The sequence below is a fragment of the Pseudomonas sp. S2_A05 genome (genome assembly GCF_054668485.1).
Window position 1 is genome coordinate 3,527,827 of sequence record NZ_CP162775.1, and the last position, 13,603, is coordinate 3,541,429.

Consider the following 13,603-nt stretch of genomic DNA (forward strand, 5'->3'; position numbering starts at 1 on the left):
GTTCAATTCTCCATTACCGGCGAGGCATCGACTTTCGCCTCATGAAACCGCTGCAAGGCTTCGCGCACGTCGGCGGCGCTTTCCAGGTTCGAGACCTGTTCGGCGATGATTCGACAGTCGGCCAGATTCACCTCGCGCACCGCCGACTTGATCGCCGGAATCAACGGCACGCTCACCGACAGCTCATCCACACCCAGCCCCAGCAGCAGCGGCACGGCAAGGCGTTCAGACGCCATGGCGCCGCAGACGCCGACCCATTTGCCGTGGGCATGCGCAGCCTTCACCGTCATGGCAATCAGGCGCAGTACCGAGGGATGAAAGCTGTCCGCCTGACTGGCCAGACGCGGATGATCGCGGTCCATGGCCAGGGTGTATTGGGTGAGGTCGTTGGTGCCGATGGAGAAAAAATCCACGTGCGGCGCCAGCACATCGGCCATCAGCGCAGCGGCAGGCACTTCGATCATGATTCCCAGCTTTGGCAGGTGCGCCAGGCCCAGCACCCGCGCTTCTTGCTCGAGAATCTGCCGCGCCAGACGCAGTTCGGCCAAATTCGTGACCATCGGCAACATGATGTGCAGACGCGTCAGTTCACAGCAGGCGAGGATTGCACGGAACTGCTCGCGCAACAGTTGCGGTCGCTCAAGGCACAGACGAATGCCGCGCAAACCAAGGAAAGGATTGGTTTCGCTGTCCATCGGCACATAAGCCAGCGGTTTGTCGCCACCGACATCGAGGGTGCGCACCACCAGATTGTGTGCCGGCCCGATGGTGCGCGCGATGGCGCTATAAGTGGCCACCTGTTCGTCATGGCTCGGCGCCTGCTGACGGCCCAGGTAGAGAAATTCCGAACGCAACAGCCCCACGCCATTCCCGCCCAGCTCCATGGCCTGGGCGGTTTCTTGCTGCGAGGCAACGTTGGCGGTGACTTCGATGTGCTGACCGTCACGGGTGCAGGCCGCCTCGCTGGCCTGAGCCAGTTCCTGCTGATGACGCTGGCGCTGGCGCTCATGTCGCGTGCGCAATTGATCAATGGACTCGGCGTCCGGGTGCAACTGCAATTCGCCTTTGTCGGCATCGAGCAGCACCCGCGTGCCGTTGCCGAGCCCGAGCATTTGCGCCGGCATGCCGCAGATCGCCGGTAAACCGCAGGCTCGCGCGAGGATCGCGACATGGCTGGTGGCGCCACCGCCGACGGTGGCAAACCCGAGCACCTTGCGCGTATCGAGCCCGGCGGTCTGGGACGGGGTCAGCTGATCGGCGATCAGAATGGTGTCGTCCGGCAACTCCAGCGTCTGCTCGTGAACACCGAGGATCAGCTTCAGCACGCGCTGGCCGACATCATCCAGATCCGCCGCGCGCTCAGCCAGTAAGGCATTGCCCAGCGAGCGAAACATCGCCGCCGTTGCGTCGGTGCTGGTCTTCCAGGCAAACGCCGCGCTGTTGCCCGCGTCGATCAGCGCCCCGGCCTGATCCAGCAGGCTCGGGTCGGCGAGCAGTTCCTGATGCGCCTTGAAGATCTCCGCCTGCGCCTGGCCGCTGGCGGTGTCGCGCAGATGTTGCAGGGCCATGTCGGCTTCGATCAGTGCTTGGCTCAACGCCTCCAGTTCAACTGGCGGCTCGGCGCCGAACTCGTTGACCATGAGCGACGCTTCGACAATCTGCATGACTTGCCCCAACGCCGAACCGGGCGAGGCGCAGACACCGCGCAGGATGTTCGGCATTTCTGCTGCATCGACTTCGACCGGCGCGGGCGCTTTGACCGCTTCGCCACAGCCTTCGCTCAGCAAGCGTGTCAGCGCATCGACGGCGGCTACGGCATCTTCGCCTTCGGCGCTGACCTGCACACTGTCGCCATGAGCCGTTTGCAACGCCATGATCGCCACCAGGGATTTGCCGTTGGCTTGAGCTTGCAGCTTGTGCAGATGGATGGTCGCTGAAAATGCTTTGGCCGCTTGGGCGAATACTGCCGCCGGCCGCGCGTGCAGGCCATTGGGATTGGGCAGATGGATCGGCTGCGAGAACACCGCGTCGCCCGGCACCGGCGCAGGATGTTCGCCGGCGGCTGCGCCGACCACGACGTCAAGCACTGGCTGGCCCACCTCGACCAACCCGGTTGAGCCAACGAGTGAATCGAACGGCTCGCCGCTGACCACCAGCATCAAGGTCAACAAACTGCGCGCGTGCAGGGCAATGTAGTCAGCATCGAAGTCGATCAGCGCCTGCCCCGCTTCGACCCGCTGCCCCGCGTCAACGCGGCGGGTGAATCCTTCGCCGGCGAGATTCACCGTGTCCAGGCCGATATGCATCAACACCTGAACACCCGCATCACTGGTGATGGTGAGCGCATGCCCGCTGGCCTGCACGTCGCTGACCACACCTGCAAGCGGTGCGCAGAGCGTTGACGAAGTCGGGTCGATGCACAAACCGTCGCCGATGATCCGCCCGGCAAACACCGGGTCGGGCACCTGGTCCAGCGCCATCAGCACGCCGGATAAAGGAGCCAGCAGCTGCAATTGTTGGGGTGTGGCCATGACATCACCTGAGCGTGTATTGATTGAATGAGCGGTCGCAGCCGCTTTGCTTATTTCCACCAGTATTCAACCTGCAGCCCGACATTGGCCCCGTGCCGTGCGTTGCCGAAGACGCCGGTGTCGGACAGCGCCGAACCTTTGGCCAACAGGTTGGCGGCACGCTTGGCTGCCTGGTTCCAGCTGGCATAGGTGTAATACAGACGCACCTCGGGCCGCGCCCAGAATTCCGGGCCTTTCGGTGACCAGGTCGGTGCAAAGGTGAACTTGCTCAGCTTGCGCGTGCCGTCCGCCGCCTCGACCTGATCGTGACCCAGTTCGGTCACCAGTTTGAACTGCTCGCTCAGTGCATAGGCCGGACGCACACCGAGTGACAGCCAGTTCTGATCGGCGCCGCCCTGACGAATATCTTTCTGATACACCGCCTGGAATTGTCCGCCAAAACGTGGCGTCAGTTGCCAGTCGAAGAACTCGACGATCCGATAACTCTTGTTGCGGTCATCAAGCCTGACGTTACCGGTATAGCCCAATCCGGTGCCCGGCCCTTCGCCGTATTGCAGCGCCAGTTTGTTCTTGCCGCCGAGAAAGTCCTGCTGCACGTGCTGAGTGGTAATCGCCCAGCCACGGTGGGCGTCGCGGCTGTCGGGCTTGTCGATGTAGCTGAGGCCGAACTCCAGTTCTCCGCCGCGGTTGCTGTTGAAACCGCCGACGTTGAAGTCGTGGCGGTTGATGTAATCCTTTTGGTAAAGGTTGTCCTTGCGCGAAAAGGCGTAGCTGTATTTCAGGCCACCGAGCAACACGTCTTCAATGCCTGCACCGGTGGCGCTCTGGTTCCAGTAATAGAAATCGGAAATATGGATGTCGTTACGTTTGTAGTAGCGCCGACCGGCCCACAGCGAGCCGCCGTTGAGCGCGGGCATCGCCGACCATTGCGCGTAAGCCTGCGGCAAACGAATCGAGCCGTTGTCTTCCTTGAACGTCAGGCTGCGGTCGTAACGGTTGTACAGCGATGCCATGCCGTCGACGCTCAGCACCGAGCCGTCGTCGAGGGTGTACAGATCCTGGCGCAGCTCGAGCTCACCGTACTGCTCGCACTCGTTACCGAGGCGATATTTGGTCTGCGCGCCGGGCAACTGGAAACACGACTGGCTGCTGCTGTTGACCGAAGTACCGACACCGCTGCGCAGATAGCCGCCGAACTCCAGCGCCTGTGAGGACGTGGGCATTGCCAGACAAATCCCCGCGACTGCCAGGCTGTAATTTATGGTTGCTCTCATATATGCCACCCGTTGTTTTTATTGTGTGGTTGCAGGAATTCAGCGCGCACAAATCCCCCGCGCAGCGTTCTGCGTGTTTTTTCAAAGGTTGTTATTCAGTTAAAAAATCAGGGGTCGGTCAGGTGCAGCACGAAGGATTCGTAAGGTCGCAACTGCAGCAAACTCGTGCGTTGCGGGCAGTCCGGGTAGTTGCTGATCAGCAGGCGCTGCTCCTGGGCTTCGTCGATCAGCGCCGGTAGCTCGACCTCACATGCGGTGCCATAGAAATTGTTCACCACTAACAAGCGCTCTCCCGTCCCCTCGCGCAGGTACGCCCAGACCTGTGGATGCTCCGGCAGTAGTTGGCGATAGATGCCATCGGAGATCAACGCTTCAGTGCGGCGCAAAGCGATCAGGCGCCGATAGTGATGCAGTACCGATTCCGGGTCGTGCAGTTGATGCGCGACGTTGATCTGTGCGGCATTGGCCGGCACACCGATCCATGGTTCGCTGCGGGTGAAGCCGGCGTTGTGCCCGGCGTGCCAGTGCATCGGCGTGCGCCCGTTATCGCGGGACTTCTGCATGATCGCTGCCATGTTGTCGAGGTCGCTTGCCCCGGCTTCACGCTTGAGGCGAAAGATATTCAGGGTCTCGACGTCACGGTATTGCTCGATGCTCTCGAACCCCGGATTGGTCATTCCCAATTCTTCGCCCTGATAAACGAAGGGCGTGCCCTGCAGAAAGTGCAGCGCAGTGCCGAGCATCTTCGCCGACAGCTCGCGGTACTCGCCGTCATTGCCGAACCGCGAGACCACGCGTGGCTGATCGTGGTTACACCAGAACAGCGCATTCCAGCCGCCACCCGCCTGCATGCCGGTCTGCCAGTCGGAGAGAATCTGCTTGAGCTGGAGGAAATCGAAATCGGCGCGCACCCATTTCTGCAGATTCGGGTAATCGACCTTCAGGTGATGAAAGTTGAAGGTCATCGACAGTTCTTTCGACTGCGGATTGGAGTAACGAATGCAGTGTTCCAGACGTGTCGAGGACATCTCGCCGACATTGATCAGCTCATGCCCTTCGAAGACTTCGCGGTGCATCTGCTGCAAGTAGGTGTGCACGTTCGGCCCGTCGGTGTAGAAGCGCCGACCATCGCTGTCGTCTTCGGGAAAGTCCGCCGGTTTCGAGATCAGGTTGATCACGTCCAGACGAAAACCACCCACACCCTTGTCGCGCCAGAAGCGCATCATCTTGAACACTTCATCGCGGACCTTGGGGTTGTCCCAATTGAGATCCGCCTGGGTGTGGTCGAACAGGTGCAGATAGTACTGGCCGGTCTGCGCTTCGTACTCCCAGGCCGAACCGCCGAACTTGGATTCCCAGTTGTTCGGCTGGTCGCGCCAGATATAGAAGTCGCGGTAAGGGTTGTCGAGGCTGCTGCGCGCCTGCTGGAACCACACATGCTCGATCGAGGTGTGGTTGACCACGATGTCGAGCATCAGCTTGATCCCGCGTTTGCCCGCTTCGGCGATCAGCAGTTCACAGTCGGCCATGCTGCCGTAGCTCGGATCGACCGCGTAGTAGTCGCTGATGTCGTAGCCGTTGTCGCGCTGCGGCGAGCGCAGGAACGGCGTGATCCACAGGTAATCGACTCCCAGCCATTGCAGGTAATCAAGCTTGGCGACGATGCCGAGCAGATCGCCGGTGGCGTTGCCGGCATGGCTGTGAAAGCTCTTCGGGTAGATCTGGTAGATCACCGAACGTTGCCAGTCTTGCATGGCGGATTTCCCTCTTGAATTTTACGATCTCTGTAGGAGCTGCCGGAGGCTGCGATCTTTCGATTTTGAAAGGCAAGATCAAAAGATCGCAGCCTCCGGCAGCTCCTACGGTTCAATTTCAGGCAACCCGGTAACCCGGGCGGATGATCTTCATGCTCAGCACGCAGGTCAGGGCAAACGGCACGAGCATGGCAATCAGCATCCCGATGACGAACATCGGGATGAACTGCGGAATGATCGAGATGAAACCGGGCAGGCCACCAACGCCAATGGCCGAGGCCTGGATCTTGTTCAGCGAGAGGAACATGCAGCCCAGCGCCGAACCGGCCAGCGCGGCGTAGAACGGAAACTTGTAGCGCAGGTTGACACCGAACATCGCCGGCTCGGTGATGCCGAAATACGCAGAAATCGCCGAGGTCGAGGCCATGCTCTTGTCCCGCGCATTGCGCGTCATCCAGAACACCGCCAGGGCCGCACTGCCCTGCGCCAGATTGGACATGACGATCATCGGCCAGATGAAGGTGCCGCCCTGGCTGGAGATCAGTTGCAGATCCACGGCGAGGAACATGTGGTGCATGCCGGTGATTACCAGCGGCGCATACAGCAAACCGAAAATCAGACCGCCCACCAACGGCGCCAGATCGAACAGCATCACCAGCCCTTCGGTGATGTAGATGCCGATATGCCGGGTCACCGGGCCGATGATTGCCAGCGCCAGCACGCCGGTGACAACGATGGTGGTGATCGGCACCACCAGCAACTGCACGGCGTTGGGCACTCGCGCCCGCAACCATTTTTCGATGACGCTCATCACGTACGCCGCCAGCAGGATCGGCAGGATCTGCCCCTGGTAGCCGACCTTTTCCACCTGGAACAGGCCGAGGATGTCGAAGTACGGCAGTTGCTGCCCGTCCAGCCCGGCCACGGCCTTGCCGTAATTCCAGGCATTGAGCAGGTCCGGGTGTACCAGCATCAGACCGAGGACAATGCCGAGGATTTCGCTGCCGCCGAAACGCTTGGCCGCCGACCAGCCCACCAGCGCCGGCAGGAACACGAACGAGGTGTTGGCCATCAGGTTGATCAGACTCCACAACCCGTCGAGGTTGGGATAGGCATCCAGCAGGGTCTGGCCCTCGATGAACATGCCCTTGGCACCGAGCAGGTTGTTGATGCCCATCAACAGGCCGGCAATGATCAGCGCCGGCAGGATCGGCATGAACACATCGGAAAACACCCGCACCAGCCGCTGCATGGCGTTTATCTTCTCGGCGCTTTTCTGTTTAACGTCGGCGATGGTCGATGCCGCCAGGCCCGTCTGCTGGCGCAGTTCGGCATAAACCTTTTCAACATCACCCGGGCCGATGACCACTTGATACAAGCCGCCGGTGAAGAACGAACCCTTGACCAGATCGACGCCATTGAGCGCGGCCACATTCACCAGCGCGGGGTTCTTCAGCGCCAGGCGCAAACGCGTCACGCAATGCGCCGCCTGCTCGATGTTGTCGCGGCCACCGAGGCTTTCCAGCAGCTCCTTGGCGATGTTCGGGTAGTCATGGCTCATGCTTGTTCTTCCGTCGTGGATTGTTGTTATTGGCAGCACGCCGAGAGGAAAAATACTCGTCTGTACGAGTTAATGCAACAACTCGTCTGTACGAGTTTGCGTCCGTGGATGAACGTCAGAAAAATGCGGATTCTTCCTACTCCGACCTAAGATGTTTTCCTTCGTCCGCATGGACAAACCCCTACCCTGCCCTTAAGGTTCGGGGTTTTGAGTACCGTCGGCACAGAGTCCAGCCATGAGCAAATACAACCAGATCTACAGCGATTTGCTTGCCAGCATCACCACGCAGCGCCTGGAGCGCGGCGCCCGGCTGCCTTCCGAAACCGAGCTGATGGACACCTATCAGGCCAGCCGTGGCACGGTACGCAAGGCCATCGACCAGTTGCAGGAACGCGGTTTCGCTCAGAAGATTCACGGCAAAGGCGCGTTCGTGCTGGCGACCAACCCGATCGAATTCCAGCTCGGCGGCATCGTCAGTTTCCAGGAGACCCACCCGCGACTGGGCAACGACGTCAGCACCGAAGTGGTCGAGATGTGTCAGGTGCCGCTGGAAGGTGCGCTGCTCGAACACATCAATGCCGAGCCCGGCAGCCCGATCACCCGGATCAAACGGGTGCGGCGCATCGACGGCAAACGCGTCATCCTCGACATCAACCACTTCGTCAGCGAGGTGATTCCCGACCTGTCTGCAGACATCGCCGAACATTCGATCTACGCCCACATCGAACAGACCCTGCAACTGCAGATCGCCTACGCCCAGCGCACCATCGAAGCCATGCCGTGCAGCAAGGACGACCACCACCATCTGGACCTCGACGGCCAGAGCCATGTCATCGTGGTCAGCAACCAGACCTTCCTGCAGGACGGCCGCCAGTTCGAGTACACCGAATCGCGGCATACGCTGGACAAGTTCTATTTTTCCGATGTGGCGCGGCGCTGACGTTCGCCAACAGGCGAGCCCATTTCAAAATATGTGATTGGCTGACAAGCCGCGATGACCTCCGATAGTATGCCGCCGTGGCTATGGAACACCTTCCTTCTATCCTCCATGAACTAGGGGTTCCGCTCTCCACACCGCGCCTGCTTATTGCAGGCGTTTTCGTATCGATTGCACAGGTGAGCATCAGCTCACTGGAAACGGCGACCAAGGAAGAAATCATGATCAATCAGGAGCTGTTCCTGCGGCGCCGTACAAAACTTCACGTCCCTGCCGGCTCTGGCGGAGCCACGCGCGCGCAGGTCGCATCAGCGGTCAAAGAAGTCGCGGCGTTTCGATATGTACTCTCTGAACCGCTGATCGAGCGAATCGGCATGCTCTCTGCGGTAGAACTCAAGAACTGGCTGCGTGAAGTCATTCGAGTCCTGCGCCGTCTCAGCGGTGCTCATGTACATCACCGACCGTTTTATCCTGACTTCCCCAATCAAGTCCTCGAAGCGACAGAGGCGGAGTTGTATCTCAACGCCGTCATTCACTACCACACACTTCGGCGCCTGCCACCCAGCGAACAGGTTCGGCCAGCCATGCTTGAAGGCAACTTCATCCATTGGGTCATCGAACCGGGAAGTGTCAGCGAGTTCGAGGCATTGCTCGAGCCGCTGGTCTCATCGCGCACCTCGCTGTCCGAAGAGGAAGCTGCGGATGTCAGCTGGTTTATCCGAACGTACAAAAGCGGTGTGTTCCGTCTACTGCCCGAGACCGTTCCGTTTCGCGAGATTCGCGCGCTCGTTGGCGGCGCGCTAATCCTGCATATCGGCGACGATGCACAGGTTGAGGCTTTCCTTGAGCAAAATGTCGAAACGGCGACGGACGTGCTGCGCGTGGCGATCGCACTGCATGGTGGAGACGTGTCGCTGGCGACAGCGTTGACGCGCTTTAGCAAAATGAAACGTTCGATGCGTCGCAAGCTGTTGCGCCTGCTCGACCGCATGCCCAACGCTACCGAGGATGTGATGCGCCAGGCCGAACGCTGGAAACGTCTGGCCGAAGTCCTGCATCCAGGCGATTACGCTGAGAAGTATCCGCGAGCATTTGCGGCCATCACCGCAGCGCGACGCAATGATCCGCCGGCCTCGTTCGGGTCGCGTGTCGAAACCATGCTTGCCCAACGCCAGATCGCCGCGCTTACGTCGGTGCTGCAGGATCGTCCCGGAGAATTCGCGCGCCGTCTGAACGTGATGTTACGGCGTGCCACAGAACCGGACGCGGTGCTCGACGCCTTTGCGGCTGTCGCGGCGCAAGTGTCCTCACCTGTGCTGCTGCAATTACTGGCCCAGGTAAATGCCCCGCGCCCCCTGCCCTTGCGAGCGTTCACACCTAAAGGAGCGCTGGCGAAAGTCTTCGGCACTGCTGATCGTCGAGAGTCGATCGCACCGCAGGTATTGGCACGTGCCGCACAGATTTGCGAGAACGCCCTGATCGCACGTTTCGCGTCGCTGCCACCGCTGGGCCGCTGCTTTGTCGATCCGGCATTGCGCGAATACCGGGTGCCATTGGCACAGCGCGCCGCAGCGAAGTCACTGCGAACACTTGTACGCGGCAGTCGCTTGCCAATGCCCGATACGCGATTCATTCGCCTATTCCTGTGGTGGAAGAACGGTCGTGACCGCACGGACATCGACTTGTCCGCCGCCTTCTTCGACAGCGACTTCGTCTTCAAGGAAGCGGTCGCCTATTACAACCTCAAAGGTTATGGCGGTTACCACAGCGGCGACATCGTCGACGCGCCTAATGGCGCTTCCGAGTTCATCGACCTCGACCTTGATGCTCTCGTCAAAAAGGGCGTCCGCTATCTCGTCACGTCCCTCAACTCATTTACCTGGCAGCCATATTGTGACCTTCCTGAATGCTTCGCGGGCTGGATGGCCCGCGCCGATACGGCATCTGGCGAAGTGTTCGAGCCGCGCACCGTAGTCGACCGCATCGATATCGCCTCCGACACGAGTATCTGCCTCCCATTCGTGATGGACCTGGTGGAACGTCGCATGATCTGGGCCGATCTGGGGCTGACTTCATCGCCCCGCTGGAACAACGTCGACAACAACCTCAGCGGAGTTTCGTTGATGCTGCGCGCCCTGGTGCATACACCAAGGCCGGACCTGCACACGCTTTTCGATTTACACGTGCGAGCACGAGGCGAACGAGTGGCCTCTGCAGAGCAGGCGCAGAGGGTGTTCGCACCTGAACAAGGGCTGACTCCGTTCGATACGGATCTTATTCGGTCTGAATATCTTTGATATCTGCGAAGGCATTGGCTCACTTTCAAAAGGACAACACGCGATAACCGGCTAACACCCTCCCCTTGAGCGCATGGGCCATCTTCTGCCTTTGTGTCTCAAGGATGAACACCCGAATGACCACTGCCGAACGTCGTCTGCTGCCAAACGCAGCGGACAAAACCGCCCTCAAAGCCATCGCCACTACCATTGTGCAGAACTGCCCAAGCCTGCTGGATGAGGCCCGGCTAGTCGCGATCGAACTGCTGACCGCCAAGGGCCTATCTGGCCTTGATCCCGACCAGGTTTATTTCCATCGTTTCAAAACGGCGCAAAGCAGCACGCTGACCTTTACCGGTTGGGAGCACTTGCTCGAAAAGCCTTATGAAACGCTCACCCTCACGCAACTGGTCGTCCATCGATTTCGCGCCACCGACCAAGACAACGCAGATTTGCTGGGCCTTTACTGCGGCTTCTACTCGGATGGCCCGGGCGCGGAGAATTTCAATCAGAGCAACGAAGTGCGACTGCTTGGCAGCGATGTGCTGAAGTCATTCTGGGCCGTTGATTTCAGCACGCGTTACAGCGGTCAATTGACCAAATTCTGGCAAACCTCGTCGGACGATTTCCGCGCCATGGCCAAGTGCAATTTTCTCAGTCAGGCGGTGCAGGCGCTGCAACAGGGGGACGTTGACGGCAATGACTTTCAACGCATCGTCACCTCGTTGATCGGCCCCGTTACCTGGCCGGTAACCCTGCATATGCTCCGATCGACGTACCCGGTCGGCGCGCAAGTGCGCACGCTGGATCTGGACGGTCACGTCGCCACCAACGTGCTGCGTCTGGTCGAAGACAGTGGCCGGCAGACCCTTTACCTGCCGGGACAGGCCCAGGCCTTTCGGCTGATGGACACTGCCGCGGATCTGCACTGGTGGCTGCTTGAGCAGATGAATTCAGAGCAGAAACGCTCTTTGTTTCTCAAGCACTTCTCGCTGGCTGACAGCAATCACATCACCGAGAACCTCACTGATCTGATGAACCGTTTGGTGAGCACCTGGGGCCACAGCGATCATCGAATGATCAACCGCAGCAACGTTGCGATCAGCGGTGACGCCTTCACGTGGTTAAGCGAGTCGACCCGCACGGGCATGGTTGCCGAGGCGCATCTGGTGCTCACGTCCAACAGTGACCTGCGCAAGAAACTCTGGACCGGCTATCTGAGCGCCGGGCTGAAAGTGTTCGGCCCGATGGCGGCCGTGGGCTGGCCTGCAGCTTTGCCGTTGATTGGGGCGGGCGTCGTCAACACGGGGCTGAACATCGATCAGGCGATCAACGGCATTACGGCGACCGAACGTAGAGCCGGGGTTATCGGTGCGGTGCTCAGCGCGATCGAAACCGTATTCAATATTCCGTTCCTGATTGGCACTGGCGCGCAGTTGGAAGTTGGGCCACAGGTCGAGTATGCCGAGGCTGAAGAGATGCGCGGGCTGATCGAACTTACTTCGGCTGACTCACGGTTATTGCCGCCTCTGGATCCCCCGCCCGTCAGGTCGTCCAACGAAACTGCCAGCGAGTTGGCAAACGAGATCCCCGGCGAAAAGGCATTCGTCGATGTCACTGAGCCATTGATTACGCCTGCTCCGCGGCAAGGTTCGACTTTTGCGCAAGTACCGGCCAGCTATCGATGCAACGAGTTACTTGCGCAACACGCTGTAGAGGCGACGCCGGGGAAATACGAAGGCATCTACCGCCTCGACAAAGAACCCGGTCATGCCATCGAAATGGATGGCGCCGCCTATTACGTGCGCTACTTCGCCGACTCGCAGGACAGTGGCAACTGGGCAATCATCAATCCCGAGCGCCCCAATCAGTTCGCTTATTCGTTGCCGGTCCGCCTGGGAAGCGCCGGCAAGTGGGAGCGCATGCCAGCGCTGCGGCTGCGCGGAGGCGGTCAATGCGTGGGCAAGGCATGTTTGCCGGAGACTGATGTGAGCTCAACCGAGGCAACACCGTCGGTGGACCTGCCACGCGTCGAACCGCTTCCAGGCGTTCCGTGTCCGCTACGCCCGGTTACGAAGCTCAAGGGTATCTCAGAGACGGAAATACCCGGAATGAGAAGATGGGCAATGAACTTGCCCAACGCCTCCGCCGAGACCACAAGCGCCGGGCGCCGCTATCTGCTGGCGACCGACCGCTACGTGGCCCATTTCGGAGAACAACGCACGGCTCTGCTGAACGACGCCGAAGCATTCTATCGGGAGTTGAAATGGATCAACCTGCCCCAGCGCCCGGTCATTCCGCCCGTCAGTCCGCAGATGGAGATCAATGAGTTGATTGATCTCATCTTTGCCAGTACCGATGGACTGGCCGTCGGTGAAACCCTCGATCGCATCGCCAGCACGCGTTTCATGATCGAGAACATGCCCAAGTTCGCGCGGCATATCAAAACGCTCTACGTGCGTGGGTTGCTGAGTGATTTCGCCCAGGATGACCTCAACCATTTCTACCTGTCGGGAGACATGTCAGAGGACCTCAGTACCTATTTGTCCAGCCTGGGTACCGACCCTGAGAACCGGTTCAACATGCTCGAATTGATCCGGGCTGCCCAAGCCAATGGCGTCCGGGTTCATGGACTGGATGCAGCAGAAACCTGCACGCTGAAAGTCCCGCTCACGTCGATCGAAGAGCAGATGATCAAGGCGCGCCTCGCAACGCAGATCATGGAGCGTGACAAGCTCCTCAACAGACCCGGCAAGTGGGTGGCTCTGGTCGATGCCACGAATACCAATACCTTCAGAGATCTGGCAGGCATAAGCGAACTCCGCGGCGGCATCGGTTTGCGCATCGAAGAAGTCTGGCCCGACGAGGTGGCCGACCTCAGGATCGACCCGGGAGTGGAAGTCGCTCGCGGCCCGTTTTACAACGGGGCGACGACAAACAGCGCCTTCGACCCTCTGTTCGCTGACCTGCGATTGCAGGTCAAGGCCCCCGTGCCGCCATGGAATGATGCAACGCTGGAAAAGCTTCTGCCTCGCAATGGCATGTTCGTGATACGGAAAACAGAACCAAGCACATACACACTCGTGCGGCGCAACAGCGCCAGCAACATCGTGCAAACAAGGGTGCATTGCACCGCAGATGGCCGGTTTTATATCTGGGACCAGTCGATGCGTCGCATCACCGGCATGGTCTTCCGCGACATCGCCGCAGTAGCCGAGCGCCTGATCGAGCTCGGCATGACCCTGCAAAGTCGTTTACCCGCCTGATCAG

The 13,603-nt window shown here is 59.9% G+C and carries 7 protein-coding genes; 3 read left to right on the plus strand and 4 right to left on the minus strand.

All coding sequences use genetic code 11. The features are described 5' to 3' along the window. Window positions 1-2: 2 nt before the first annotated feature. From ptsP to treP, 4 genes are all read right to left on the minus strand, one after another. Window positions 3-2,531, minus strand: coding sequence for a phosphoenolpyruvate--protein phosphotransferase (gene ptsP / locus AB4O12_RS16005; RefSeq protein WP_460059072.1), 2,529 nt, complete (start codon window positions 2,529-2,531; stop codon window positions 3-5). Window positions 2,532-2,581: 50 nt separating this feature from the next. Continuing rightward, window positions 2,582-3,805 carry a maltoporin gene (locus tag AB4O12_RS16010; protein ID WP_375122626.1) on the minus strand — a complete coding sequence of 408 codons (1,224 nt, stop codon included), beginning with the start codon at window positions 3,803-3,805 and terminating at the stop codon, window positions 2,582-2,584. 107 nt (window positions 3,806-3,912) lie between these two features. Next, window positions 3,913-5,559 (minus strand): alpha,alpha-phosphotrehalase, encoded by a 1,647-nt coding sequence (gene treC, locus AB4O12_RS16015; RefSeq protein WP_056790136.1) that lies wholly within the window; start codon window positions 5,557-5,559, stop codon window positions 3,913-3,915. Window positions 5,560-5,677: 118 nt separating this feature from the next. After that, window positions 5,678-7,120, minus strand: coding sequence for a PTS system trehalose-specific EIIBC component (treP, locus tag AB4O12_RS16020; protein ID WP_095181714.1), 1,443 nt, complete (start codon window positions 7,118-7,120; stop codon window positions 5,678-5,680). 235 nt (window positions 7,121-7,355) lie between these two features. On the opposite strand from treP, the gene treR reads away from it, so the two are divergent. From treR to AB4O12_RS16035, 3 genes are all read left to right on the plus strand, one after another. Beyond that, a complete protein-coding gene (treR, locus tag AB4O12_RS16025; RefSeq protein WP_310218213.1) occupies window positions 7,356-8,060 on the plus strand; it encodes a trehalose operon repressor in 705 nt (234 codons plus the stop codon). 83 nt (window positions 8,061-8,143) lie between these two features. Further along, window positions 8,144-10,354 (plus strand): TerD family protein, encoded by a 2,211-nt coding sequence (locus tag AB4O12_RS16030; RefSeq protein ID WP_460062474.1) that lies wholly within the window; start codon window positions 8,144-8,146, stop codon window positions 10,352-10,354. 116 nt (window positions 10,355-10,470) lie between these two features. Further along, window positions 10,471-13,599, plus strand: coding sequence for a membrane-targeted effector domain-containing toxin (locus tag AB4O12_RS16035; protein WP_460059075.1), 3,129 nt, complete (start codon window positions 10,471-10,473; stop codon window positions 13,597-13,599). The last annotated feature ends 4 nt before the right edge of the window (window positions 13,600-13,603 follow it).